We start from the raw sequence: 25,355 nt of genomic DNA, 5'->3' as shown, positions 1-25,355 counted from the left end.
CACACGAATGTCGATAAGCAAGAAGCCTCAGATCCTTGGGACCTGAGGCTTTGAGGGCACCGCAATCTACTGCTTGTAGCTGACCAGGAAGTTGCCCAGGCGCTCGATGGCGTTCTCCAGCTGGGAGGCCCACGGCAGGGTGACCACGCGGAAGTGGTCGGGATCCGGCCAGTTGAAGCCGGTGCCCTGCACCATGAGGATCTTCTCGGAGCGCAGGATGTCCAGCATCAGCTTGGAGTCGTCGTGGATCTCGTAGACGTTCGGGTCCAGTCGCGGGAAGGCGTAGAGCGCACCCATCGGCTTGACGCAGCTGACGCCGGGAATCTCGTTGAGCTTCTCCCAGGCGATGTTGCGCTGGTTGAGCAGGCGGCCGTTCTCACCGGTCAGGCCGTAGATCGACTGGCGACCGCCGAGCGCGACCTGGATGGCGTGCTGGGCCGGGACGTTCGGGCACAGGCGGGTGCCGGCGAGCAGTTCCAGGCCCTCAATGAAGCCCCTGGCGTGCTCCTTCGGACCCGTCAGCACCATCCAGCCGGCGCGGTAGCCGGCCACCCGGTAGGCCTTGGACAGGCCGTTGTAGGTGATGGTCAGCAGGTCCGGCGCGAGCGAGGCGATGTTGATGTGCTCGGCGTCGTCGTAGAGGATCCGGTCGTAGATCTCGTCGGCCAGGATCAGCAGCTCGTGCTCGCGGGCGATGTCCACGATCTGCTGGAGGATGTGCCGCGGGTACACCGCACCGGTGGGGTTGTTCGGGTTGATCACCACGATCGCCTTGGTGTTCTCCGTGATCTTGGACTTGATGTCCTCGATCGACGGGTTCCAGTTGTCCTGCTCGTCGGCGAGGTAGTGGACCGGTTGACCGCCCGCCAACGACGTCGCCGCGCTCCACAGCGGGTAGTCGGGGGCGGGGATGAGCACCTCGTCGCCGTCGTTGAGCAGCGCCTGGGTGGTCATCGTGATCAGCTCGGACACACCGTTGCCCAGGAAGACGTCATCGACGTCGAAGTACGGGAAGTCGTCGATGACCTCGTAGCGGGTGACGATCGCCCGGCGGGCCGGGATGATGCCCTTCGAGGTGGAGTAGCCCTGTGAGGTCGGCAGGGCGGCGATCATGTCGCGCATGATGACGTCGGGAGCGTCGAAGCCGAACACCGCCGGGTTGCCGGTGTTGAGCTTCAGGATGGTGTTCCCGTCGAGCTCCAGCCGCTCAGCCTCGGCCGCCACCGGCCCGCGGATCTCGTAGAGGACGTCCTTCATCTTCTCGGACTGGTCGAACGTCCTCGGCGCACGGCGCCGGGTGGTGGTTGCGGGCTGCTGATGAATCATGGCGATCTCGCTCATGGAGTGCATTGTGCCACTCGCGCACCGATTGAGTAAACCAGGTGTTGATCACACCGGTGCTTATCGACGCCCACCCGACCCGCGGCGACGGCGGGACTGATCTACTTGCCGCGGCGCTTCTTGATGGCGTCCCCGGCCCAGTCCATCGCCTTGGTGGTCAGCTCCGCCTGCCGCTCCTTGCGCTGGACCCGCAGCTCCGCGGCACGCAGTTTCTCCGCCTCCCGCAGCTCACGCATCCGCTCCCGGTGCAGCTGCCGCTGACTGGGCTGGTGCCAGGAGGCTGGCCCGACCTTCGCCACGTACAGCATGATCGCGACCACCGGAATGATGAACAGGACAAGAAGGGCCGCCAACTCCATTCCCAGGGCACTCAACGCGATCGATCCGGCGACGGAACCGATCGTGGCCAGGCTCACCACCGCCAGTTTGGGGCGCTTTCCCTGGTCGTGGGCCTGGTCGATCTCGGCGGCGGAGTAGAAGGGCTCCACCGATGAACCGTGCTGCATCTCCGGGACGGGGGGAAGATCCGTGAACAGGGCGTTCAGCTCCGCCTGGGTCTTCGCCGCTGTCGCCAGGGCGCACCGCTCGTCGTACTCGTCCACGGTCAATCTGCCCTCGGCGTAGAACTGGCTCAGGGCGGAGATCGTGGAAGAACGTTCCACATCGGAGACGCGAATATTGTCTGCGTTCGGATTGGAGTTCACGAACTACAAGTTACCAGGTCGAGGGGTTTCGGCCGAGTACGCGGAATTCACGCGGCTTCCTGCCTGACGCCCGTGCCCGCTGCGTCTTGCGTGACGACGCCCCGCTCCCGGCACAACGGCGGGGAGGGCGGGGTGGGCAGGCGCCAACCGCCAGTTGAACGCTCAGTCTTCCTCATCTGTGGAGTCCGGCCGCGGGGAAGAAGCGCCCGGGGCAGGTGGCATAGCTGAGCCTGGGGCTGCAGGCGCCCCTCCGGGTGCCGGTGGGACTGCGCTGCCGGGGGCTGCGGGCGTGCCACCGGGAGCTGCCGGAGTTCCGCCCGGTGCGGGAGGCACAGCGCTGCCTGGTGCGGCAGGCGCGTTGCCCTGCCCGGCGGGCGTGCCACCGGGTGCGGGAGGCACGGAGCCACCGGGGGCGGGCGTGCCCCCGGGCGCAACGGGTGCAGGCGGTGCCGCATGGCCGGGTGCAGGCGGTGTGGCGCCACCGGGGGCAGGAGGAGTTCCACCGGGCGCCGGAGGCGTAGCGCTGCCCGGTGCAGCCGGAGTTCCGCCCGGGGCCGGAGGAATAGCGCCACCGGGAGCCGCGGGCGCATCGCCAAGGGTTGGAATTACAGAATTTCCGGGCGCAGCGGGGACACCGCCGGGCGCAGCGGGGACACCGCCGGGCGCAGCGGGGACACCGCCGGGCGCAGCGGGGACACCGCCGGGCGCAGCGGGGACACCGCCGGGCGCAGCGGGAGCCCCGCCAGGCACCGGAGGCGCGGCACTACCCGGTGTCACAGGGGAACCGCCGGGCGCAGCGGGAGCCCCACCAGGCGCGCTGGGGGCACCACCCGGTGCCGGTGGAGTAGCGGAGCCCGGCGCAGCGGGGGCACCACCCGGGGCGGCCGGCGCCCCACCGCTCGGCTTCTCCTCCCGGGCAGGCTTCGTCGGTTCGGTGACCGCCTTGTCCTTCTTCTTCGGGGTGATTCCCAGGTCGAAGGACTCGCGTACCGGGGCGTCGAGGAAGGCCTTCTCGTGGGCGGGCGGCAGCTCGCCGTCGACCAGCACAGAATCACGCAGCATGCGCGCGACGTCGCGGACCTTCGGTTGCTCGGCCTTCGGGGCGTCGGAAAGCGTATTCACACCGTTGCCGATCATGGTGTTGCAGAACGGGCAGCCGACTGCGATCTCCTCCGCGCCGGTGGCCAGGGCCTCGGCGCTGCGGTTCTCGTTGATGCGGGTGCCGATGTTCTCCTCCATCCACATGCGCGCACCACCCGCACCACAGCAGAAGCCCTCGTTCTTGTTGCGATCCATTTCCCGCAGCTCCATGCCGGTCACGCCGAGCAGCTCACGCGGCGGATCGAAGACCTTGTTGTGACGGCCGAGGAAGCAGGGGTCGTGGTAGGTGATCGGCTTGCGGTTCTCCGGCCCGCGGGGGACCGGGGTGATCCGCTTCTCGCGCACCAGGCGGTTGAGCAGCTGAGTGTGGTGGAAGACGTCGAAGTTGCCGCCGAAGTCCGGGTACTCGTTGCGGATGGTGTTGAAGCAGTGCGGGCAGGTGGTGATCACCTTGCGTTGTCCCGCCGGGACGCCGTCGAAGACGCCGTTGAGGGTCTCGATGTTCTCGGCGGCGAGCATCTGGAAGAGGAACTCGTTGCCCGCGCGGCGGGCGGGATCGCCCGTGCAGGTCTCCCCCGTGGAGAGGACGGAGTACTTCACGCCGGCGGTCTGCAGCAGCTCGATGACGGCGCGGGTGGTCTTGCGCCCCTCGTCGTCGAAGGCGCCAGCGCAGCCGACCCAGAACAGGTACTCGGTGTCGGCGAAATCGGTGATGTCCTCACCGAAGACGGGCACCTCGAGGCCGTCGCGGCGGGCCTCCTCGACCCAGGAGGCGCGCTCGGAGTTGTTGCGGCCCCACGGGTTGCCCTTGGTCTCCAGGTTCTTGAACAGGCCGGTCAGCTCGGAGGGGAACTCGGATTCCGCCAGCACCTTGAAGCGGCGCAGGTCGGTGATGTGGTCGATGTGCTCGATGTCCACCGGGCACTGCTCTACACAGGCGCCGCAGCTCGTGCAGCTCCAGATCACGTCCGGGTGGATGGGCTGCTCCTCACCCACGAGCTTGAGCACGTCGACGCCCGCGTGGGACTCGTCGGCCTCCGGCAGCGACGGGTCCATGAGGTAGGAGGCCTTGTCCATCGCCATGTCCCGGATGTCGATGACCACCCCCTTGGGGCTCAGCGGTTTGCCGGTGTTCCAGGCCGGGCACTGCTCCTGGCAGCGACCGCACTCGGTGCAGGTGGTCGAATCGAGCAGCATCTTCCAGGACGCGTCCCGGATGGTGCCGACGCCGAGGGAATCGTCGTCCTCGATCTCCTCCATGTTGTCCAGGGTCAGCTTCCGGCCCTGGGAGATCATCGGCTTGACCTCGCGCAGGGCCTTCTCCCCGGTGGCGTGGCGCTGGAAGAAGATGTTGAAGAAGGCGAGGAAACGGTGCCAGGCCACGCCCCAGTCCAGCTGACGGCCGATGAGCAGCAGCCACACCATGCCGGAGAGTAGTTTGACCAGAGCGAACACGCTGACGAGCACGTGGCTGGCGGGCAGCAGCTCGGCGACGTAAATGGAGACGAAGTCCGCGACCGGGTGACCGTCGCCGTAGGTGGCGATCTTGCCGGCCTTGACCAGCAGCATGCCCAGGCCCTCGATGAGCACGACCGCCTCGACGAAGTAGGCCGCCTTGACGTTCGAGCCGTAGAAGCGGGAGAGGCGTTCGCGGTGCCCCTTGTTCAGGCGCACGCCGATGAGGAAGAGGATGCCCAGAATCGTGCCCAGGGCGAGGATTTCCTCCAGGAAGCGGTACACGGACCAGCCGCTGAGCAATGGCCAGCCGCTGGCCGGGTTGAAGGTCTGGATATAGGCCTCGAACCAGACCACGGCACCGAACATGAAGCCCACCATCACGAACCAGTGGGCGATTCCCACCGCCGGTTTCCGCAGCATGTCGGGGTGGAGGAAGATCTCCTTGAGCATCTGCCCGAAACGGCGTGCCGGACGGTCGACGCGGCCCGGGGCGGGTTGGCCGGAGGAGATCAGCCGGTACATCCGCCAGGCGCCGCGCAGGAAGTAGAACCACGCGGGCAGGGACAGGAGGATGCCGAGGATGCCGAGAATGATCGTTGTGCTGGTCATCGCCGGGGCCACGGCTGTGGGGAACATTGAGCTCACATTTCCATTCGTCCGTTGACAGTGGATTGCTTCACCGGTTGGGGGAGTGCGGACCCGTTCCAGGGATCAGGTCCCGGACCGAGAGCTTCATGGTTCAACTGAGGCCTGCATCCCCAACTGGGGAGTCAGTTTCACAGCTTAGGGGGTGGAGCGGGCAGCACCCTAAGCGCACGGGGGATTTCATGCGGGGCACGGGAGATTGCGGAACTGTCGGTGGGAAGCGGGGGGGGCGCAGGGGAGGAACGGGGCATTTTCAGTCCGGCACCGCTGCAGGTCGGCTGAGAGCTGTTTCGGGGGAAGGAAACGTCGAGGCGGATGACTTTCCAGGGGGCCACTGGGGTCGTCAGACTTCAAGGATGAGAATTGTCCTCGGGTAAATCATGATCGTGGGGATCCGCTGATCCTCGTTCAGTGGGCGGCGGTGTCGGCATTGCAGCCCCTTTCGGCCCGCATGATACGCGCCCAGGCGACTGGATGTACATCGAGGTTCCGGGCGTGGAGACCCCTGCGTGACGACGTCTCGCTCGCGACTGGGTGGGTGGTGGCGGGGGCGTCGGGAAGCGGGAACCGAACGGGTATGTGGATAGCGCGCCCTACGCGTGCGCGTGGCACGATTGGTGTATGTCTCAGCCTGCTTTCAGTCCATACACGCTTCAGGTCCTCCGTGAGTACACCTCGGCGGAGACGCTTCAGCAGGGTCTTGAGCTGCACAGCCACCGAGCTGCGATGCTGACCGGGCACATGAAGGTGGAAGATGGCATCGTCTACGACTTCTTCGTGCGCAATGGGCCCGGGAAACCGGGGATGGTCCAGACTGTGGTCGAAATTGAGCCGGGTAGCGGGGTGGACAGTGAGTGCACGTGCCCGGATCTGCCGTGTGCCCACGAGGTCGCGGCGATCCTGTATCTCGTCGACAAGGGGTGGGTGAAATTCGCGGCGGACGGGGACGCCCCGCAGAAGACGGTGCCCGCCTAGCGTAGAACCCTGGATTCCGTTCTTCCGCCGGTCGTGGAGGAGGAGGTGACGAACGATGTCTGCCTGTTCTTCTCCGAGGAGGCGGGTTCGCTGCGAATCCGACCGGGGCAGCGGGGTAAGACAGGTTGGATCAAGGGGAAGGCCAAGTGGGACGCGCTGTACAACCTCAAGTGCGGTGCGAACGTCCTTCGGTTGTTGAAGGAGCTGTACAACACCTGGCTCGGTAGCACCAACCGGTACCGCTACGGCTGGGGATACGGCCACCAGGGGGACTGGCTGCCCCTGGACACCCTGGCGTTGCCACAGTTGTGGGACATCTTCACTGAACTACGGGAGGCTGGCGTGGTGTTCATCGCGTGGGACGGCCGACGCCCGGTGGACCTGTCGGCGGAACCGGCCCGCCTGCGGATCGCCGCCCGCCGGAAGGAGAAGGAGGGCGGTCTTGAACTGCTGCCGGAACTGTGCTTCGGAGATTCGCCCGCGTCCACCAGGCCCGGCGTCACCCTGGTATTCCTCGGAAAGCCGTCGACGGTGCTCGCGGAGATTGAACAGACCTCGGCCAGCAGCCAGGACATCCGGCTCCGTCCCTTTGCCGAGCCGCCGCGCGACGAGTTGCTGAGACTGTTCCGCAATCAGGAGACCCTGCGTGTGGGAGCCGAGGAGCGGGAGGATTTCGAGAACCAGTACCTGCCCAGGCTGCAGCAGCTGGTGCCGGTGGAATCACCGGACAATTCCTACCAGCCCCCGGCTCCGCGGCCCGCCGTGCTCAATCTGGAGGTCACGCCGGTGACCGGGGAAAAGGACGAACTGGTGCGCCTGCATCTGAGGTGGTCCTGGAACCGCGGACCGCTGGGGCGGGTGGACCGGGACCACGAATCCGCGGTGGTGGCCGCGGTGAAGGACACCGGTGCTTCCGTGGTAGATCAGACCCTGCCCAGGGAACGGGCCGTACCCTTCCTCGCTAAGACTCTGCCGCACCTGCAGGAGCTCGATCACGTGCACATCAGCATGACTGACGAGGTACCGGAGTTCCGCCAGGCCACTCACGCCCCACAGGTCACTGTCGGCATGAGCGCCGGGGAACAGGACTGGTTTGACCTGCAAGTTGAGGTCACGGTCGGCGGGGAGCAGGTGAGCTTCGCGGCGCTGTTCACCGCCCTGAGCCGGAACGAGGAGATCTTCGTGCTGCCATCGGGCACCTACTTCAACCTGGACACCCCGGAGCTCGACCAGCTGCGGCGGATCATTGAGGAAGCCAAGACCCTCAATGACACGTCAGTGGAGAATCTGAAGGTCAGCCGCTATCAGGTGGATCTGTGGGAGGAACTCGTCGAGACCGGCATCGTGGATGCCCAGGAACACGACTGGTGGGAAAAGATCCACTCCCTTGCCGCGGCCTCGGATCAGACGGATGCCGATTCAACGTTCGAGGTCCCGGAATCCCTCAATGCCGACCTGCGTGATTACCAGAAGATCGGCTACCGCTGGCTGGAGACACTACGCCGGAACAACCTCGGTGGCGTGCTCGCCGATGACATGGGGCTGGGAAAGACCCTGCAGGTGATCACCATGATCAGCGCCGCATTCGAGGAGGATCCGGATGGTGCCCCCTTCCTGGTCGTCGCCCCGACCAGTGTGGTGGGCAACTGGGTGCGCGAGGTGGAGAAGTTCGCGCCGGGACTTGCTGCGGTGGCGATCGAGGGCACCGCGAAGAAGCGGGGTAGGCCACTGGCCGAAGTGATCGGAGGGGCGCAGGTGGTGGTGACCAGCTACACCCTCTTCCGCCTCGAGTTCGAAGACTACGCTGCGCTGGCCTGGTCCGCAGCGATCTTCGATGAGGCGCAGATGATCAAGAACCACACCTCCAAGGCCTACAAGAACGCCCGGCTTCTCGACGTCCCAGTCAAGATCGCGGTCACCGGCACACCGCTGGAGAACAACCTCCTGGAGCTGTGGTCGCTGGTGTCCCTGACCAGCCCGGGACTACTCGGCGGGAAAACGCACTTCACTGAGTTCTACCGGTCGCCCGTCGAAAAGGAGAAGGACACCGAGCGCCTCAAGCTACTGCAGCGCAGGCTACGCCCGTTCCTGTTGCGCCGCACCAAGGAACTGGTGGCGGCGGATCTGCCAGAGAAGACCGAGAACGTCATGGAGGTCGACCTTTACCCGAAGCACCGGAGAATCTACGACCGCCGCCTACAGCGCGAGCGGCAGAAGGTACTCGGTCTGGTGGATGACCTCAACGCCAACCGCTTCGAGGTCTTCCGCTCCCTGACCCTGCTGCGTCAGCTCGCGCTGGACTGCGAACTGGCGGCGGAGGGCACCGCTCCCTCGGCGAAACTCGACACTCTGGCGGAACTGCTCTCCTCGGCGGCGGCGGAGGGACACCGGGTACTGGTGCTCAGCCAGTTCACGCGTTTCCTCACCAAGGCTCGCGACGCGGCGGTCGAGGCCGGGATCGACAGTCTCTACCTGGACGGGAAAACCCGGGGACGCCAGAAACTCATCGACGAGTTCCGCGAGGGTAAGGCTGCGGTGTTCTTCATCTCCCTGAAGGCGGGAGGCTTCGGGCTGAACCTCACCGAAGCAGATTATGTTGTCCTGCTGGATCCGTGGTGGAACCCGGCGACGGAGGCGCAAGCGGTGGACCGCGCCCACCGAATCGGTCAAACGCGACAGGTGATGGTCTACCGGTTGGTGGCCCGGGACACCATCGAATCCAAGGTCATGGAACTCAAGAAGTCCAAGGCCGCCTTGTTCGACCGCGTGCTCGAGGGCGGCGGTACCGTCGAGGCGGATGGCCTGGGCATGGACGACATCCGCGCCCTGGTGGAATAGCCGGGGCAGCTCGGGTCTGGTCCGCCACCACCGTCAGAACCAGAAGTGACCGTTCAGGCATGAGCTCGGCCACGCGGCCGCAACGTCATTCGGTGGTGGCCCGGGCATCCGGTCAATTCGTCGGCACGCAGGGACAACAATTTATCGAACAATCAGCGGCGGGCAGAGGTCGGGAACCGCACCTGCCCAGAAAAGGGGGCCAGCCCGGCACCTGACCTGGCAGCTGAATCCCATCGATGGATTCAGACTCAGAGGCAGGGGTCCTGCCTTTCTGCCGGCATCAGATGCACACCGGCACCTCACGGGCGTGCTTGACCATTTCCTCCCAGTCGACGATCTTCTTGCGCTCGCGGCCCTCTGCCTCGCCCAGGGATCGCTCCTCGGCGTCGAGGCGGTACCAGCCCTCCCAGGTGGTGTAGGCGATGCCGCGTTCGGTGAGCAGCTCGATGATGGCGTCCTCGCCCTCGTGCTTGCGCGGGGCGAGCTTGCCGGCGACGGCGTCGGCGATGAGCATGTCGGTGGTCTGCTTGGCGTCCGACTTGGTGTTGCCGATCAGGCCGATGGGGCCGCGCTTGATCCAGCCGGTGGCGTAGAGGCCCGGCAGCGTCTCGGCGCCGGCCTCGGTGAGCACGTGGCCGCCGTCGTTCGGGATGACCGCGGAACCCTCGTCGAAGGGTACGCCGGGCACTCCCTCGGAGCGGTAGCCGACGGCGCGGTAGACGGCCTGGACGGGCCAGTCGGTGAACTTGCCGGTGCCGTTGACGCCGCCGTTGCCGTCGAGTTCGGTGCGCTCGGTGCGCAGGCCGACCACGTGGCCGTCCTTCTCCAGGATCTCCACCGGGGACTCGAAGAGGTGGATCTGCAGGGTGTGCGGGGCGTCCTTCGGCTCCCGGATGGCGTACTGCTCGAGGATCTGGCAGACCAGGTCCTGGGACTTGGAGTTGCGGCGGGCCTCCTCGGAGGCGGCGTCGTAGTCGATGTCCTCCGGATCGACGACCACGTTGATGGTGTCGGAGTGGTCGAGCTCCTTGAGTTCCTGCGGCGTGAACTTGGCCTGGGCGGGTCCGCGGCGTCCGAAGACGTGGACCTCGGTGGCCTGGTTGTCCTTCAGGGACTCGTAGACGTTGTCCGGGATCTCGGTGACCTTGAGCTCCTCGCCGGTCTTGGCCAGGATGCGGGCAACGTCCAGGCCGACGTTGCCCACGCCGATTACTGCGACGGACTTGGCGGACAGATCCCAGTCACGGTCGAAACGCGGGTTGCCGTCGTAGAAGCCGACGAAATCGGCGGCGCCGTAGGACTCGGGCAGGTCGGCGCCCGGGATGTTCAGCTCGCGGTCGCGGACGGCTCCGGTGGAGAAGACGATGGCGTCGTAGTACTCGCGCAGTTCGTCGACGTGGATGTCCTTGCCGACCTCGATGTTGCCGAGCAGGCGCAGGCGCGGCTTGTCGAGCACCTTGTGCAGGGACTTGACGATGCCCTTGATGCGCGGATGGTCGGGGGCTACGCCGTAGCGGATCAGGCCGAACGGGGCGGGCATCTGCTCGAAGAGGTCGACGTGGACCTCGCGCTCCTCGTTGCGGATGAGGAGATCGGAGGCGTAGATGCCGGCGGGGCCGGCACCGATGACGGCGACGCGCAGCGGCGCAGCGTCCTGCGCGGCCTGCTCGGTCGGCTGATTCGGTTCAGTCATGACTGGGGACCTTTCAGGCTCGGAGGGGGAGATGTCAGTCAATCTGGTGCGGTTATTCTAGACCACTTGGTCTGTAAAAGTAGCACCCTTGGGCGGCGATGCCAAGGTTCCTCGCCTTTAAATTCATCCAATGAGATAACCAATGGAGTGTGTCAATTAATTTATTCATCGTGTGGGGATCCTAATTTATGCAGGTAACCGCTGCCGATGAAGGATTTGCCGGGCGAAATGGCGGCGCATTCTGAAATTAAGGGTTGTCGTAGACAGAGTGGTCCGGATAGGTTCGGTGCCGTACTGCGCGGAACGCCTTCAGGTTGATTCTGCGCCCGATCCCGAGCAGACAGAGCAGTTCAGCAAGAGGAGCAGACATGGCACCGACCACGGCGACAGAGGCGCGTCCCGCCAGGAAGGCCCGGCCGGCGCGCGCGAAGAAGCCGGAAGGCCAGTGGAAGATCGACGGCACGACCCCGCTCAACCGTGACGAGGAGGTCAAGCAGGAGGATCCGGCCATGGACGTCAGGCGGCGGGTCATCGACGTCTACTCCAAGCAGGGCTTCGCCGCCATTCCGGAGGACGATGTCCTCAAGCGTTTCAAGTGGCTCGGCATCTACACCCAGCGACGCCAGGACCTCGGCGGTGAACTGACCGGCCAGCTCGAGAACTACGAGCTCTCGGACCATTACTTCATGATGCGTGTGCGTTTTGACGGTGGCCTGGCCTCGCCCGCCAGGCTGCGCGCCGTCGGCGAGATCTCCCGGGACTACGCCCGTTCCACCGCCGACTTCACCGACCGGCAGAACATCCAGCTCCACTGGATCCGCATCGAGGACGTGCCCACCATCTGGGAGAAGCTCGAGTCCGTCGGCCTGACCACTCTGATGGGCTGCGGCGACGTGCCGCGCGTGATCCTCGGCTCCCCGGTCGCCGGCGTGGCGGTCGACGAGGTCATCGACGCCACCCCCGCGATCGAGGAGATCCAGCGCGATTACCTGCCGCGCGAGGACATCAAGAACCTGCCCCGCAAGTTCAAGACCGCCATCTCCGGCAACTCCCGGCAGGACGTCACCCACGAGGTGCAGGATGTCGCCTTTATCGGCAGCGAGCACCCGGAGCACGGTCCCGGATTCGAGGTGCTCGTCGGCGGTGGCCTGTCCACCAACCCGATGCTGGCGCAGTCGCTCGGTGCCTGGGTCCCGCTCGAGAAGGTGCCCGAGGTCTGGTACGGCGTCGTGTCGATCTTCCGTGACTACGGATACCGCCGCCTGCGTAACCGGGCGCGCCTGAAGTTCCTCGTCGCCGAGTGGGGCGTCGAGAAGTTCCGTCAGGTGCTCGAGGGCGAGTACCTGGGCTACCAGCTCGAGGACGGCCCGCGTCAGCCGATCAACCCCGGAAACCGGGATCACATCGGCATCCACCCGCAGCGCGACGGGCGCTTCTACCTCGGCGTCAAGCCGACCGTCGGCCACACCACGGGCGAGCAGCTCATCGCGATCGCCGACGTCGCGGAGCGCTTCGGCATCGAGCGGATCCGCACCACCGCAGACAAGGAGCTGATCTTCCTCGACGTCGAGCGGGAGCAGCTGGGCCCGCTGGCAGCGGCGCTCGACGAAGTTGGCCTGTACTCGAATCCGAGTGAGTTCCGCCGCGGCATCATCTCCTGCACCGGCCTGGAGTTCTGCAAGCTCGCGCACGTGACCACCAAGGCCCGGGCCATCGAGCTGGTTGATGATCTCGAGGACCGTCTCGGCGACCTCGATGTGCCGCTGAAGATCGCGCTGAACGGCTGCCCGAACGCCTGCGCGCGTACCCAGGTCTCCGACATCGGTCTCAAGGGCCAGACGGTCACCGACGCCGACGGCAACCGTGTCGAGGGCTTCCAGGTCCACCTGGGCGGCTCAATGAGCCTCGACCCCAACTTCGGTCGCAAGCTCAAGGGTCACAAGGTCATCGCGGATGAACTCGGTGACTATGTGGTCCGCGTGGTCAACAACTACAAGCGGGAGCGCAACGACGGTGAGCAGTTCCGGGAGTGGGTCCAGCGCGCCGATGAGGAGGCACTGAAGTGAGCCTGCGACGCGCCCCCAATCCGAACCGCAACCACCCCCTGTACTGCCCGTACTGCGCAGGCGAGGAGTTGTTCCCGGACACGCAGGACGACTTCGCCTGGTCCTGCCGCGACTGCACCCGGGTCTTCTCCGTGCGTTACCACGGCCAGGACGATCCGGAACACCGGCCGGCGGCGGTCCCCTCGACCGCGCAGGCCTACCAGGACTCGCTCGCCCGCCACGGCCACCGTGAAATTCTCCGCGACTCGGGCGACACTGGGTCCGTGGGCCCGCACGGAGCGGGTTCCGAGAAGAAAGAGGTGAACAGCTGAGATGACCACCAGCGTCAATCTGCTCGGCGGCAACGGCGAAGGTCGCGCGGAACCACGTGACCCCGAGCTCAGCCCCGAGGGACCGAAGTCCACCGCGCCGCTGCCCGCGGCCGTCGCGAAGCGCAACGCCGAGCTGGTCGAGCGCTACGCCGACGAGCTCTACGACGCCGACGCGCAGACCATCCTCGAGTGGACCAGGGAGCACGCGCCCGGCTGCATCGCTGTGACGCTGTCCATGGAGAACACGGTGCTGGCCGAACTCGCGGCCCGGCACCTGCCGGAGGCGGACTTCCTGTTCCTGGACACCGGCTACCACTTCGACGAGACCCTGGAGGTCGCCGAGCGCGTCGACCAGCGGTACCCGCAGCAGCTGGTCACCGCGACCCCCATCCTGCCGCGCGCCGAACAGGACTCGATCTACGGGCGCAACCTGTACCGCCACAATCCCACGGCCTGCTGCCGCATGCGCAAGGTCGAACCGCTGGCGGCGTCCCTGTCGCCCTACGCGGGCTGGATCACCGGCCTGCGTAGGGCCGACGGCCCCACCCGGGCGAGCGCGCCGGCGCTGAGCCTGGACGCCACCGGCCGGCTGAAGATCTCCCCGATCATCACCTGGTCGCTTGAGGACACCGACGCCTTCATCGCGGATCGGGACCTGATCGTCCACCCCCTGACCACCCAGGGGTACCCGTCCATCGGGTGCGCCACCTGCACTCTCCCCGTCGCCGAGGGCGACGACCCCCGGGCCGGCCGCTGGGCCGGCAACGCCAAGACAGAATGCGGACTCCACTCATGACCCTTTCCATCGACACCCCAGACACCACCAACACCCGCGAGCTCTCCCCGCACCTGAAGGACCTCGAGAACGAGTCCATCCACATCCTGCGTGAGGTGGCCGGACAGTTCGACAAGGTCGGGCTGCTGTTCTCCGGCGGCAAGGACTCCGTCGTGGTCTACGAGCTGGCCCGCCGCGCATTCGCCCCGGCCACCGTGCCCTTCGAGCTGCTGCACGTGGACACCGGCCACAACTTCCCCGAGGTCCTCAAGTTCCGCGACGACCTGGTCGAGCGCACCGGGGCGCGCCTGCGCGTGGCCAAGGTCCAGGACTGGATCGACCGCGGTGACCTGACCGAGCGCCCCGACGGCACCCGCAACCCGCTGCAGACCGTCCCGCTGGTGGAGACCATCAACGAGCAGGGTTACGACGCCGTGCTCGGCGGCGCCCGCCGCGACGAGGAGCGCGCGCGTGCCAAGGAGCGCGTGTTCTCCGTGCGGGACTCCTTCGGCGGCTGGGATCCGCGCCGCCAGCGCCCGGAGCTGTGGAGCCTGTACAACGGCGGTCACCTGGCCGGCGAGAACATCCGCGTCTTCCCGATCTCCAACTGGACCGAGGCGGACATCTGGGAGTACATCGGCGCCCGCGGCATCGAGCTGCCCCCGATCTACTTCGCCCACGACCGCGAGGTCTTCGAGCGCGACGGGATGTGGCTGACCCCCGGCGAGTGGGGTGGCCCGAAGAAGGGCGAGGAGATCGTCACCCGGCATGTGCGCTACCGCACCGTCGGCGACATGTCCTGCACCGGCGCCGTGCTCTCCGACGCCACCACCATCGACCAGGTCATCGAGGAGATCGCCTCCTCGACCCTGACCGAACGCGGCGCCACCCGCGCCGACGACCGCCTGAGCGAATCCGCGATGGAAGACCGCAAGAAGGAAGGCTACTTCTGATGACCACCGCCACCCTCCCGACCGACTCGGCCACCGAGAAGCTCGCCCAGCGCGAGACCCTGCGGCTGTGCACCGCGGGCTCCGTGGACGACGGTAAGTCCACCTTCGTCGGCCGCCTGCTGCACGACACCAAGTCCGTGCTCGCCGACCAGCTCGCCTCCGTCGAGCGCACCTCCGCCGACCGCGGTTTCGACGGCCTCGACCTGTCGCTGCTGGTCGACGGCCTGCGCGCCGAGCGCGAGCAGGGCATCACCATCGACGTGGCCTACCGCTACTTCGCCACGGACAAGCGCACCTTCATCCTCGCCGACACTCCCGGTCACGTGCAGTACACCCGCAACACGGTCACCGGCGTGTCCACCTCCCAGGTCGTCGTGCTGCTCATCGACGCCCGCCACGGCGTCGTCGAGCAGACCCGCCGCCACCTGACCGTCGCGGCCCTGCTGGGCGTGCGCAGCGTCATCCTGGCCGTCAACAAGATCGACCTGGTCGACTACGACGAGACCGTCTTCCGTGGCATCGAGTCGGAGTTCACCGCCCTGGCCGACGGCCTCGGCGTCACGGACGTCAACGTCGTGCCGATCTCCGCCCTGCGCGGCGACAACGTCGTCGACCGCGGGGAGAACACCGGCTGGTACGACGGCCCGACCGTCCTCGAGATTCTCGAGAGTGTCGAGGTACAGCGCGGCCGTGCCCACGAGCTGGGCTTCCGCTTCCCCATCCAGTACGTCATCCGCGAGCACGCCACCGACTACCGCGGCTACGCCGGGCGCATCGACGCCGGCGAGATCGCCGTCGGCGACACCGTCCACCTGCCCGAGGGCCGCACCACCACCGTCACCCACATTGACTCCTCCGACGGCGAGCTCGCCTCCGCCGGCGCCGGTGAGTCCGTGGCGCTGCGGCTGGCCGATGACATCGACCTCATCCGTGGCGACCTCATCGCCGGTGAGGACCGCCCCGAGGCCGTCCGTTCCTTCGAGGCGACCGTCGTCGGCCTGACCGACAAGGCGCTCAAGACCGGCAAGGCACTCAAGGTCCGTTACGGCACCCAGCTGGTGCGCGGCCGGGTCACCGCGGTCGAGCGCATCCTCGACATCGACGGCGCCGCTGACGTGGAGGACCCGGAGAGCTTCGGGCTCAACGACATCGCGCACGTGCGTATCGACGTCGCCGGTGAACTGAACGTGGAGCCCTACGCCGCCCGCGGTGCGGTGGGTTCCTTCCTGCTGGTCGACCAGTCGGACGGCGACACCCTCGCCGCCGGCCTGGTCGGCCACCGACTCCGCTGAGGTGAGTGACGATGACCGCACTGATCACCCTGTCCCACGGTTCCCGCCACGCCCTGGCGGAACCCGGGATCCGGCGCCTGACCCACGCGACCGCCGATGAGCTCGGGGTGGAGGCGATTGCCGCCCACCTCGACTTCACGAACCCGACGCTGCGGGAGGCCGCGGTTCAGCTGTCGCGTGGGGGAGTGCGCCGGGCGGTCGTCGTCCCTCTGCTGTTCACCCACGCCTACCACGCGAAACACGACGTCCCCGCCGCCCTCGAGGAGGCCCGCGAGGCCAGCGGGCTGCAGCTGGCGCTCACCCCCGGCCTGGGCACGGGGCCCGACGTCGCGCAGGTCCTGGCCGAGCGCGCCCGCGCGGACGCCCCCGCCGGGGCGCACCTGGTGCTCTACTCCGTGGGCTCCTCCGACACCGCCGCCAACCAGTCGGTGATCGACCTGGCCCACGACGTCGGCACCGCCACCGGGCACACCATCGAGGTCATCCCCGCCACCGGCGGGCAGGGCACCGGGGGAGCCGCACTCGTCGAGACCGCCCTGTGCCACGAACGCATCCATGTGCTGCCCCTGTTCGTCACCCAGGGGCTGCTCCTGAGGCGGGTCACCGACCAGTTCGACCACATCGAACGCGCCACCGGCGCCCGGCTGACCGCCTCCGCTCCCCTGGAGACGGCGCTGGCCGGGGTCGTCGGCCAGCGCCACCGCGACGCCCTCGCCGAGCTGCTCGCCCGCGCCTGACCCGGCTGGCTGCCCGGCCCCACCGCCCCCGACTTCCCCGCCCACCCTTCCTAAGGACGTCCGTCATGAAAACCCTCATTCTCATCGCGATCGCGGGCCTCGCGGCCCAGCTCGTCGACGGCGGCCTCGGGATGGGCTTCGGGGCGACCTCGACGACCATCCTGATCCTCCTCGCGGGCCTCGGGCCCGCACAGGCCAGCGCCGTCGTCCACACCGCCGAACTGGGCACCACCCTGGTCTCCGGATTCAGCCACTGGCGCTTCGGCAACGTGGACTGGAAGGTCGTCTTCAAACTCGCGGTCCCGGGTGCCATCGGCGCCTTCGCCGGCGCGACCTTCCTCTCCCACATCTCCACCGAGGCGGCCGTGCCCGTCACCGCCGCGATCCTCACGGCCATCGGCCTCAACCTGGTCTGGCGGTTCTCCCGCGGCCGGGTGCGCCGGGTGTACCAGGAACAGAGTTACCACACCGGATTCCTGGGCGGGCTGGGCCTCTTCGGCGGCTTCGTCGACGCCTCCGGGGGCGGCGGCTGGGGGCCGGTGACCACCTCCACCCTGCTCACCCTCGGGCGGACGGAGCCGCGCCGGGTCGTCGGCACCGTCAACACGGCGGAATTCCTGGTCACCGCGGCGGCCACGCTCGGCTTCGCGATCGGCATGTGGTCCGACCTGCTCGACAATCTCGCCGCGGTGCTCGCCCTGTTGATCGGCGGTTCCATCGCCGCCCCCATCGCGGCCTGGCTGGTCACCCACCTGGACCCGGCGATGCTCGGCGGCATCGTGGGCACCATGCTCGTGCTCGTGAACCTGCCGAACGTGCTCGGCGCCTTCGGTGTCGAGGGCACCGTCGTCCGGGTGCTGCAGGCGGCGGTTCTGGTCGCCGGGGTCGCGCTCTCGGTACTCGGCTACCGGCGGGCGGTGCGCAACCGTAAACGCGAGGGCGCGGTGGTCGCCGAGGTCAGCCTGGATCCGACGGACCGGGAGTCCGAGCGGGCGGAGCAGGAACCGGGGCGGAAAGCCGAGCACTCCGAGCAATCCGAGCCCGCCGAGCACTCCGAGTACGCGGAGGGGCGCGTGCGGTAGGCGCGGCGGTGACAGGGGCCCTCGGTCCGATGGTTACGCTGGACGACATGGCGAACATCGACCGCGGGCCCCTTTTCGTCTCCGCCACCGCGGAGGAGGCGGCCCACCTCCCGCAGGACGCGAGGGTGCTGGTCACCGGTATCGGGACCATCAACTGCGCCGTGAAGCTGTGCCGGGCGATCGAGGGGCACCGGCCCTCGCGCCTGATCAACCTCGGCACCGCCGGTGCCCTGCGGGACGGACTGTCCGGGGTCTTCGAGATCTCCTCGGTGCTGCAGCACGACTTCTCCGGCGAGCTCATCGCGCAGATGACGGGCAAGCCGTTCCCCAACGAGGTCGGCCTGGACACCGCGACGGACCTGCCCACCGCCCGCCTGGCCACTGGCGATGCCTTCATCTCCGACTCGGAAGTCCGTGACCGTCTCGGCGAGCGGGCCGATCTGGTGGACATGGAGGGCTATGCCGTCGCCCGGGTGGGCCGGGCTTACGGCATTCCGGTGACCCTGCTCAAACAGGTCAGCGACAGCGCGGACGAGTCCGCGAAGCGCACCTGGTTCGACGCCGTCGACCGGGGCGCGCGCGAGCTGGCCACGGTCGTGGGGAAGCTGGAGATGGTGTGAGGGTCTGGTCGCTGCACCCCCGTTACCTGGACCAGAAGGGTCTGGTGGCCTGCTGGCGGGAGACCCTGCTGGCGCAGAAGGTGCTCCTCGGGGAGACGAAGGGCTACCGCAACCACCCCCAGCTGATCCGCTTCCGCGCACAGCCGGACCCGGTCGCGTCGGTCGGCGCTTATCTGCGCGGCATTCACGACGAGGCGGTCGCCCGGGGTTACAACTTCGACGAGGGGAAGATCGTCTCGCGGTCTCCGGCGGAGCGGATCGACGTCACCGAGGGGCAGCTTGCTTTCGAGGCCGCGCACCTGCGCGCGAAGCTGGAGGTGCGCGACCCTGCCCGGCGGGCGACGCTGCCGCAGTTGCCCGGGCCGCACCCGCTGTTCCGGGTCGTCCCCGGTGGGGTGGAGGACTGGGAGAAGGTCTGAGCCCGACCGGCTGCGCCTGCGGATCGAGGGTGCGCAGCCGTGCACCCGGGGCCGGGAACCGGGCCCCTCAGCCCCGGGCGGTCCGGCAACCGTCCACGGGAAGGGGACGGTGGCAGACAGGAAAACACCGCCCGCGCCGGAAACTCTTTCCCGGCGCGGGCGGTGCCCCTCGTGCGCTGCCGATCAGCGTCGTTCAGCGGAGTTTAGTGCTCGCCCTCGGCGAACTCCTCGACGATCTTGGCATTGAAGGCCGGCAGGTCGTCCGGGGTGCGGGAGGAGACGAGACCGTTGTCGACGTGGCATTCCTCGTCGACCCAGGTGGCACCCGCATTGCGCAGGTCGGTCTGCAGGCTGGGGAACGAGGTCAGGGTGCGGCCCTTCACCACGTCGGCGTCGGTGAGGATCCAGCCGCCGTGGCAGATGACACCCACGGGCTTGCTGTCGGCGAAGATGTCCTTGACGAACTCCACCGCGGGCTTGTCCAGACGCAGCTTGTCGGCGTTGCCGGTACCGCCGGGCAGGATCAGGCTGTCGAAGTCCTGGGCCTTGGCGTCGGCGGTGGACAGATCCGCCTCGATCTTCGTGCCGTTCTTGCCCTCGATGGTCTCGCCACCGGGGGTGATGTACCTGACGGTGGCGCCTTCCTGGGTGACCGCCTCGACGGGGCTGGTCAGCTCGGAGTCCTCGAAACCGTTGGTGGCGAGGACGGCGATCGTGCGGTTGGTCAGCTTGGCCATGAAACTGCTCCTTCCGGGAATAATTTCGTTTCCTGCCCCGAGGGTAGTGATGGTGGCGATGGGCTGCATCGGCCCTGCTCGTGGAGTCCTGTTCTCACCATGGACGGTGATGCGCCTCTCTGCTTAGCAGCGCAAAACAGTTGCAGATCACATTTTCACCCATAAAGTTCCAGGTATTGCCCTGCCGCCGACCGAAGGAAAACACCATGGCCGAGGACAACGGAAGCACCGCGGCAACAATGCGGCGCGGGGATGACGTGGACAGTCCGGCGCGGGAGGGGACGGGGAAGCGGTCCTGGGGGGATCGCGTTCTCGACCGGATCGAGTGGCTCGGCAACAAGCTGCCCGAACCGTTCACCCTCTTCCTCATCCTCTACCTGATCACGGCGGTCGTCTCGTCGATCATGGCGTGGCTGAATGTCACCGTCCTGGTCCCGGGTTCCGATGAGCAGACCCCGATCCGGGGCCTGTTCACCGGGGAGGGGATGACGTGGCTGACCACCACGATCGGCGAGAACTACATCGGTTTCCCGCCGCTGGTGACGGTCCTGCCGATCATGCTCGCCGTCGGCATCGCCGAACGCACCGGCATGCTCGCCGCGCTGATCCGCAAGCTCTTCGGCTCGGCGAAGCCCTGGATCCTGCCCTATGCGGTGGGCATCGTGGGCGTGACCGCCTCGGTGATGGCCGACGCCGCATGGGTGGTCGTCCCGCCGCTGGCGGCCATGGTGTTCAAGGCCGCCGGACGGCACCCGGTGGCGGGCCTGATCGGCGGTTTCGCGGCCGTCGGCGCGGGCTACTCCACGGCGCTGGTGCCCACCAGCCTGGACGCCCTGTTCGCCGGCATCACCAATGCCGTGATGGCGGCACTGCCCGACATCGCCGCCACCGAAGTCAACGTGGTGTCGAACTACTACTTCAATATCGCGTCCTCGATCGTGCTGGGCATTCTCTCCGGCTTCATCACCGACCGCGTGGTCGAGCCGCGCATGGTCCGCCAGAACATCCCCACCGAGGAGGTTCCGGACGAGGACGGGTCCGACTCCCCGGACAACGGTGAACCACTGTCCCCGCAGCTGAACGCCCAGGAGAACAGGGGCCTGATCGCATCCCTGGTGGCGGGGCTCATCCTCACCGTGGTGATTCTCGCGGCGGTGCTGCCCGGAGTCTCCCCCTGGCGCAACGAGGGCGGCGGCTTCCTGCCGGATTCCCCGCTGCTGGGGTCCGTCGTCTTCCTCGTCTTCGTGTACTTCATCGTGCCGGGTGTCGTCTACGGCCTCTACGTGGGCACGGTGAAGTCGATGACGGACATCGTCGACATGATGGGCGAGTCCCTGAAGTCCATGATGAGCTTCCTGGTCCTGGCGTTCATCCTCGGCCAGTTCGTCGCCCTGTTCTCCTGGACCGGCATCGGCACCTGGACCGCGGTCCAGGGCGCCGGCGCCCTCGAGGCCATCGGGCTGACCGGCTTCCCGGCGATCATCGCCTTCATCATCCTGGCCAGCTGCCTGAACCTGCTCATCATCTCTGGTTCCGGCATGTGGACGCTGATGGCCGCGGTCTTCGTCCCGATGTTCGCGCTGCTGGGCTACGAGCCCTCCTTCATCCAGGCGGCGTTCCGTGTCGGCGACTCCGCCACGCAGATCATGACCCCACTCAACCCCTTCATGATCGTCATGCTCGCCATGCTGCGCCGTTACGAACCGAGGGCTGGTCTGGGCACCCTGATGAGCCGGCTGGTGCCCTTCGTCATCCCCTTCTGGATCGCCTGGACCGTCCTGCTCGCGGTGTGGTTCTACGTGGACCTGCCGCTGGGCCCCGGTTCCGACATCATGATCGAGCAGTAGAGGATTGTCAGCATGGAGGACATGAGCCACCGCCGGGCCCCCATCCAGCCCTCGACCGCCTATCTCGAGTACGCCGGCCGCGGCGTCCGGGCCCGCGTCCGGGCTGCCCACGAGCGGCAGGAACAGGGCGGCCCGCAACCACTGGACGCCTACCCGGAGCAGGCCCGGCTCTGGCGGGCGGCGGCCGCCCGGGTGAGGGGACTGTCCGGTGAGCTGACGGAATTGCTGCACCACCTGCACGACCATCCGGAGCTCGCCTTCGAGGAGACCCGGGCGCAGCAGGCGATCACCGGGCTGCTGCACCGCCACGGCCACCACACCGACAGCGGCGTGCACGGCGTGTCCACCGCACTGCGCAGCAGCTTCTCGACGCCGCATTTCGACCCGGCCGCCCACCGCACCGTCGCCGTCATGGCCGAGTACGACGCCCTGCCCGACATCGGTCACGCCTGCGGCCACAACATCATCGCCGCGGCGGGCGCCGGCGCGTACCTCGCGGCCGTCGACACGTTGCGCGACGCCGCCGACGCCGGTGTCGAGGGTGTCGAGGGCCGGGTCATCCTGCTGGGCACCCCCGCCGAGGAGGGGCACTCCGGCAAGGAGTACATGATCCGCGGCGGCGCCCTCGACGGCGTGGACATGGCGGTGATGATCCACCCGTTCAGCTATGACATCGCCAGCCACGTGTGGGTGGGCCGGCGCACCCTACGGACCACGTTCACCGGCGTGGCGGCGCACGCCTCCTCCCAGCCGTACATGGGACGCAACGCCCTCGACGCCGCCAGCCTGGCCTACCAGGGCATCGGGCTGCTGCGTCAGCAGATGCCACCGAGCGACCGCCTGCACGCGGTGATCACCGAGGGCGGCCACCGCCCATCCGTCATCCCGGACCGGGCCGTGATGGACATCTACGTCCGCTCGCTGGTGCCCCAGGCCCTGGTGGACCTGTCCGCCCGCATCGACGACATCCTCGACGGCGCGGCACTGATGGCCGGCGTCCGGGTGGAGAAGGGGTGGGACACCCATCCACCGACCCTGCCGGTGCGCAACAACGAGACCCTGGCCGCCCGCTGGGCCACGACCCAGGCGCACCGGGGCCGGGTTTCGCTGCCGGCCGGGGTGGTGCCGGACTCGGTGGCCGCCTCCACGGACTTCGGCAACGTCTCGCATCTGGTGCCCGCGATCCACCCGATGGTGAAGATCGCGCCGGAGGACGTCGCCCTGCACACCCGGGAGTTCGCCCGCTGGTCGCGCTCCCCCGAGGCGGAGACCGCGGCCCGGGACTCGGCCACGGGACTGGCGCAGGTGATCATCGACATCCTGGCCGACCCGGAGCTGGCCGCAGCGGCGCGCCGGGAGTTCGCGGAGGCCGGGGGAGAGCAGACGGTGGCGGACTACTTCGGGCGGGGATGAACCGTTGAGCTGGGGATATTTTCCTTGAATATTAAAGGCCCGAGCGGTCTGTTTCTTGTTGGTGTGGCACTCGTCAACGGATGAGAGGACAAGGACGACAACCATGGCCCACCGCTTTCTGACCACCCACGTCGGCTCCCTGCCGCGCACCTCCGAGCTCCTCGCCGCGACCGCCCGTCGCAATGAGGCACCATCGAGGAGGCCGAGTTCAACGCGATCCTGGAGGACGGCGTCACACGCGTCGTCGCCCGGCAGCAGGAGATCGGCATCGACATCGTCAACGACGGCGAGTACGGGCACCTGGCCCCGGCGGCCGTCGACTATGGCGCGTGGTGGACCTACTCGTTCGCCCGCCTGGGCGGACTGGAGCTGCGTAAGGAGGAGTTTCTCTCCAACGCCGAGAAGGTGCGCTCCGAGCCCGGCAACATCAAACTCACGTCCTTCCCGGACCGCCGCGACCGCCACCTCTTCGCCGACGCCTACGCCGACCCCGAGTCGGGCATCTACGCCGGCAGCCCCACCGCGGTCAACCCCGTCATCACCGCGCCGCTGACCTACACCGGCCAGGATGAGGTCGTCCGCGACACCCGCCTGGTCGCCGACCGTATCCTGAAGTTCGCCGAGGTCCTCGGGCCGGAGGTCATCGCCTCCACCGACTGCGGCCTGGGCGGCCGTCTGCACCCCCAGATCGCCTGGGCGAAGCTCGAGTCCCTCGTGGAGGGCGCGCGCATCGCCTCGCAGGAGATCTGATCACCCGCCCGCGGTGAGGGGCCGGACCGGCCTGCCGGACGGCCTCCGCCCCAGCGCCGACCACAACGACGCCCCGCGCACTGAGCGGTTCATCAGTGCGCGGGGCGTCGTCAAGCAGTGACGGGAACGGGTCAGTCGTCGTCCCTGTCCCGCTGCTTCCGCTCGTCCTCCTCGACCTTCTCCAGGTAGGAGGCCTTGGTGCTGGTGCCGCCCTTCTTCCGGAGACGGCCGAGCTCGACCATACGGTCGCGTACCGCGGCGAAGGCCTCCTGACTGCTCATGGTCGGGGGCGCGCCCTTCGCGGTGGCGATCTCGATGTCGTCACTGGTGATCTCGCCGGTGCGCAGGGCGACCATCTCGGAGTGGTAGCGGAGCCAGACGGTGATGGTGGCGGCGACCGGGACGGCGAGGAAGGCGCCGATGATGCCGAACAGCGTGGAACCGACCGTGACGGAGAGCAGCACGACGGCCGCGTGCAGGTTCAGTGCCTTGGACTGCAGCACCGGCTGGAGGATGTTGCCCTCGATCTGCTGGACGGCGATGATGAGCAGCAGCACCAGAAGGGCGTTGGTGACGCCGTTGGTCACCAGCGCGATGATGACGGCCAGCGCACCCGCGGTGAAGGCACCGACGATCGGGATGAAGCCGGCGAAGAAGGTGATGACGGCGAGCACGAGCGCCAGCGGCACACCCAGGAGCACCAGGCCGATGCCGATGAACACGGCGTCGACGAGGGACACCAGCGCCTGGGCGCGAAGGAAGCCGGCCAGGGTGTTCCACGTGCGGCTGCACACCTCGGTGAGGTGCCAGCCGGCCTTGGCGCCGGTGTACTTGCGCACCCAGGGCAGGAACCTGTCGCCGTCCTTGAGGAAGAAGAAGGTCAGCACCAGGAGGACGACGATGGTCACCGCGACGGAGGTGGCGGCCGACAGGCCCGTGAACACGCCCGAGGCGATGTTGGAGGACTGGTCCTGGAGGAACTGCGTGGCATCCTGGACGACCTGGTCGAACTGGCCGAAGTTCAGATTGAGCGGCGGACCCTGCAGCCAGTCCATGATGTCCTGGACTCCCTGCGTGGCCCGGTCCACCAGGTCGCTTCCCTGATTGGCGATGACCGGCGCCATGGCCCCGAAGATGCCGCCGATGACGGCGATGAAGCCGATGATGACGGTGAGCGAGGCGAGGGCGGGCGGGAACTTCAGCTTGCGCAGCGCCTTGGCCACCGGCCACAGCACGGTGGACACCAGCAGGGCCAGCAGGATCGGCAGCAGCCCGGCCCAGACGTATCCGAGCAGCCGGAAAGCGATGTAGCCGGCGGCGATGAAGACGATGAAGCGCAGTGCCCAGCCCGCCGCCCAGCGCCCGTCCCGGCCGATGATCTCGGAGCGGTCGGTGGTCTCCTCGGGATCGGCGGCGGAATCGGTGCCGGAGGAGTCCTGGCCGGGCTCGTCCAGGTGGCCGTCCCGCTCGACGAGCAGTTCGGCGGTGTCGGTGAAATCCCGGTCTTCGTCGTCGGCACCGGGGCCTTGGGCATCGTTGCGAGAATTCATCACAAAACCACTATTCCACGAATCGGGGGAGTGCGTCCGGCGGCAGCA

The 25,355-nt window shown here is 67.7% G+C and carries 20 protein-coding genes; 14 read left to right on the top strand and 6 right to left on the bottom strand.

Annotation, left to right across the window (positions count from 1 at the left end):
* Window positions 1-66: 66 nt before the first annotated feature.
* The 3 genes from A605_RS13045 to A605_RS13035 all read right to left on the bottom strand — a co-directional run bounded on the left by A605_RS13045 (window position 67) and on the right by A605_RS13035 (window position 5,240).
* Window positions 67-1,341 (bottom strand): pyridoxal phosphate-dependent aminotransferase, encoded by a 1,275-nt coding sequence (locus tag A605_RS13045; RefSeq protein WP_042440539.1) that lies wholly within the window; start codon window positions 1,339-1,341, stop codon window positions 67-69.
* A 101-nt stretch (window positions 1,342-1,442) separates the two neighbouring features.
* Window positions 1,443-2,045 (bottom strand): DUF1707 SHOCT-like domain-containing protein, encoded by a 603-nt coding sequence (locus A605_RS13040; protein WP_015401977.1) that lies wholly within the window; start codon window positions 2,043-2,045, stop codon window positions 1,443-1,445.
* A gap of 162 nt (window positions 2,046-2,207) precedes the next feature.
* Complete coding sequence (locus A605_RS13035; RefSeq protein ID WP_015401976.1) at window positions 2,208-5,240, bottom strand: (Fe-S)-binding protein; 3,033 nt, start codon at window positions 5,238-5,240, stop codon at window positions 2,208-2,210.
* A 750-nt stretch (window positions 5,241-5,990) separates the two neighbouring features.
* Between A605_RS13035 and A605_RS15415 the strand changes: the two genes are divergently transcribed.
* Both A605_RS15415 and A605_RS13025 read left to right on the top strand, forming a co-directional pair.
* Window positions 5,991-6,224, top strand: a complete 234-nt coding sequence (locus A605_RS15415; protein WP_149029445.1) for a hypothetical protein — start codon at window positions 5,991-5,993, stop codon at window positions 6,222-6,224.
* Between the two features lie 45 nt (window positions 6,225-6,269).
* Window positions 6,270-9,062, top strand: a complete 2,793-nt coding sequence (locus tag A605_RS13025) for a DEAD/DEAH box helicase (protein WP_149029444.1) — start codon at window positions 6,270-6,272, stop codon at window positions 9,060-9,062.
* Window positions 9,063-9,342: 280 nt separating this feature from the next.
* Here A605_RS13025 and A605_RS13020 read toward each other — a convergent pair whose 3' ends face one another.
* Window positions 9,343-10,755, bottom strand: coding sequence for an FAD-dependent oxidoreductase (locus tag A605_RS13020; RefSeq protein WP_015401973.1), 1,413 nt, complete (start codon window positions 10,753-10,755; stop codon window positions 9,343-9,345).
* 368 nt (window positions 10,756-11,123) lie between these two features.
* Between A605_RS13020 and A605_RS13015 the strand changes: the two genes are divergently transcribed.
* The 9 genes from A605_RS13015 (at window position 11,124) to A605_RS12975 (ending at window position 19,010) form a co-directional block, all read left to right on the top strand.
* Complete coding sequence (locus A605_RS13015) at window positions 11,124-12,821, top strand: nitrite/sulfite reductase (protein WP_015401972.1); 1,698 nt, start codon at window positions 11,124-11,126, stop codon at window positions 12,819-12,821.
* Window positions 12,818-13,132, top strand: coding sequence for a hypothetical protein (locus A605_RS13010; RefSeq protein ID WP_015401971.1), 315 nt, complete (start codon window positions 12,818-12,820; stop codon window positions 13,130-13,132). The genes A605_RS13015 and A605_RS13010 overlap by 4 nt, the downstream gene beginning before the upstream one ends.
* A gap of 1 nt (window position 13,133) precedes the next feature.
* The gene (locus A605_RS13005; RefSeq protein ID WP_015401970.1) at window positions 13,134-13,928 is read left to right on the top strand and encodes a phosphoadenylyl-sulfate reductase; all 795 of its coding nucleotides are present in this window, start codon (window positions 13,134-13,136) and stop codon (window positions 13,926-13,928) included.
* Window positions 13,925-14,860, top strand: coding sequence for a sulfate adenylyltransferase subunit CysD (gene cysD / locus A605_RS13000; RefSeq protein ID WP_015401969.1), 936 nt, complete (start codon window positions 13,925-13,927; stop codon window positions 14,858-14,860). Before A605_RS13005 ends, cysD begins: the two co-directional genes overlap by 4 nt.
* A complete protein-coding gene (locus A605_RS12995) occupies window positions 14,860-16,152 on the top strand; it encodes a sulfate adenylyltransferase subunit 1 (protein ID WP_015401968.1) in 1,293 nt (430 codons plus the stop codon). Before cysD ends, A605_RS12995 begins: the two co-directional genes overlap by 1 nt.
* An 11-nt stretch (window positions 16,153-16,163) precedes the next feature.
* On the top strand, window positions 16,164-16,889 hold the full coding sequence (locus A605_RS12990; protein ID WP_015401967.1) for a sirohydrochlorin chelatase: 726 nt from the start codon (window positions 16,164-16,166) through the stop codon (window positions 16,887-16,889).
* 65 nt (window positions 16,890-16,954) lie between these two features.
* Window positions 16,955-17,971, top strand: coding sequence for a sulfite exporter TauE/SafE family protein (locus A605_RS12985; protein WP_015401966.1), 1,017 nt, complete (start codon window positions 16,955-16,957; stop codon window positions 17,969-17,971).
* Between the two features lie 47 nt (window positions 17,972-18,018).
* Window positions 18,019-18,591, top strand: a complete 573-nt coding sequence (locus A605_RS12980) for a nucleosidase (RefSeq protein ID WP_027004453.1) — start codon at window positions 18,019-18,021, stop codon at window positions 18,589-18,591.
* Window positions 18,588-19,010 carry a pyrimidine dimer DNA glycosylase/endonuclease V gene (locus A605_RS12975; RefSeq protein ID WP_015401964.1) on the top strand — a complete coding sequence of 141 codons (423 nt, stop codon included), beginning with the start codon at window positions 18,588-18,590 and terminating at the stop codon, window positions 19,008-19,010. Before A605_RS12980 ends, A605_RS12975 begins: the two co-directional genes overlap by 4 nt.
* A 203-nt stretch (window positions 19,011-19,213) precedes the next feature.
* On the opposite strand, the gene A605_RS12970 is transcribed toward A605_RS12975, so the two are convergent.
* On the bottom strand, window positions 19,214-19,747 hold the full coding sequence (locus A605_RS12970) for a type 1 glutamine amidotransferase domain-containing protein (RefSeq protein WP_015401963.1): 534 nt from the start codon (window positions 19,745-19,747) through the stop codon (window positions 19,214-19,216).
* A gap of 206 nt (window positions 19,748-19,953) precedes the next feature.
* On the opposite strand from A605_RS12970, the gene A605_RS12965 reads away from it, so the two are divergent.
* From A605_RS12965 to A605_RS16065, 3 genes are all read left to right on the top strand, one after another.
* On the top strand, window positions 19,954-21,594 hold the full coding sequence (locus tag A605_RS12965; RefSeq protein WP_015401962.1) for an AbgT family transporter: 1,641 nt from the start codon (window positions 19,954-19,956) through the stop codon (window positions 21,592-21,594).
* Window positions 21,595-21,606: 12 nt separating this feature from the next.
* Window positions 21,607-23,007 (top strand): M20 family metallopeptidase, encoded by a 1,401-nt coding sequence (locus tag A605_RS12960; RefSeq protein ID WP_015401961.1) that lies wholly within the window; start codon window positions 21,607-21,609, stop codon window positions 23,005-23,007.
* Window positions 23,008-23,412: 405 nt separating this feature from the next.
* Window positions 23,413-23,757 carry a 5-methyltetrahydropteroyltriglutamate--homocysteine methyltransferase gene (locus A605_RS16065; protein WP_015401960.1) on the top strand — a complete coding sequence of 115 codons (345 nt, stop codon included), beginning with the start codon at window positions 23,413-23,415 and terminating at the stop codon, window positions 23,755-23,757.
* A gap of 131 nt (window positions 23,758-23,888) precedes the next feature.
* Here A605_RS16065 and A605_RS12945 read toward each other — a convergent pair whose 3' ends face one another.
* Window positions 23,889-25,307 (bottom strand): AI-2E family transporter, encoded by a 1,419-nt coding sequence (locus A605_RS12945; protein ID WP_015401959.1) that lies wholly within the window; start codon window positions 25,305-25,307, stop codon window positions 23,889-23,891.
* Window positions 25,308-25,355 lie beyond the last annotated feature (48 nt).

Source organism: Corynebacterium halotolerans YIM 70093 = DSM 44683 (assembly GCF_000341345.1).
Taxonomy (GTDB): Bacteria; Actinomycetota; Actinomycetes; order Mycobacteriales; family Mycobacteriaceae; genus Corynebacterium; species Corynebacterium halotolerans.
The sequence above is the reverse complement of the archived record's forward strand: the minus strand, read 5'-3'. Positions and strand labels throughout refer to the sequence as shown.

What these genes read in the sequence shown, in the direction of transcription:
- A605_RS13045 (WP_042440539.1), bottom strand. Translation starts at nt 1,341, where the DNA reads ATGAGCGAGATCGCCATGATTCATCAGCAGCCCGCAACCACCACCCGG.
- A605_RS13035 (WP_015401976.1), bottom strand. Translation starts at nt 5,240, where the DNA reads ATGTTCCCCACAGCCGTGGCCCCGGCGATGACCAGCACAACGATCATT.
- A605_RS15415 (WP_149029445.1), top strand. Translation starts at nt 5,991, where the DNA reads ATGAAGGTGGAAGATGGCATCGTCTACGACTTCTTCGTGCGCAATGGG.
- A605_RS13020 (WP_015401973.1), bottom strand. Translation starts at nt 10,755, where the DNA reads ATGACTGAACCGAATCAGCCGACCGAGCAGGCCGCGCAGGACGCTGCG.
- A605_RS13015 (WP_015401972.1), top strand. Translation starts at nt 11,124, where the DNA reads ATGGCACCGACCACGGCGACAGAGGCGCGTCCCGCCAGGAAGGCCCGG.
- A605_RS13005 (WP_015401970.1), top strand. Translation starts at nt 13,134, where the DNA reads ATGACCACCAGCGTCAATCTGCTCGGCGGCAACGGCGAAGGTCGCGCG.
- cysD (WP_015401969.1), top strand. Translation starts at nt 13,925, where the DNA reads ATGACCCTTTCCATCGACACCCCAGACACCACCAACACCCGCGAGCTC.
- A605_RS12995 (WP_015401968.1), top strand. Translation starts at nt 14,860, where the DNA reads ATGACCACCGCCACCCTCCCGACCGACTCGGCCACCGAGAAGCTCGCC.
- A605_RS12990 (WP_015401967.1), top strand. Translation starts at nt 16,164, where the DNA reads ATGACCGCACTGATCACCCTGTCCCACGGTTCCCGCCACGCCCTGGCG.
- A605_RS12985 (WP_015401966.1), top strand. Translation starts at nt 16,955, where the DNA reads ATGAAAACCCTCATTCTCATCGCGATCGCGGGCCTCGCGGCCCAGCTC.
- A605_RS12980 (WP_027004453.1), top strand. Translation starts at nt 18,019, where the DNA reads ATGGCGAACATCGACCGCGGGCCCCTTTTCGTCTCCGCCACCGCGGAG.
- A605_RS12970 (WP_015401963.1), bottom strand. Translation starts at nt 19,747, where the DNA reads ATGGCCAAGCTGACCAACCGCACGATCGCCGTCCTCGCCACCAACGGT.
- A605_RS12965 (WP_015401962.1), top strand. Translation starts at nt 19,954, where the DNA reads ATGGCCGAGGACAACGGAAGCACCGCGGCAACAATGCGGCGCGGGGAT.
- A605_RS12960 (WP_015401961.1), top strand. Translation starts at nt 21,607, where the DNA reads ATGGAGGACATGAGCCACCGCCGGGCCCCCATCCAGCCCTCGACCGCC.
- A605_RS12945 (WP_015401959.1), bottom strand. Translation starts at nt 25,307, where the DNA reads ATGAATTCTCGCAACGATGCCCAAGGCCCCGGTGCCGACGACGAAGAC.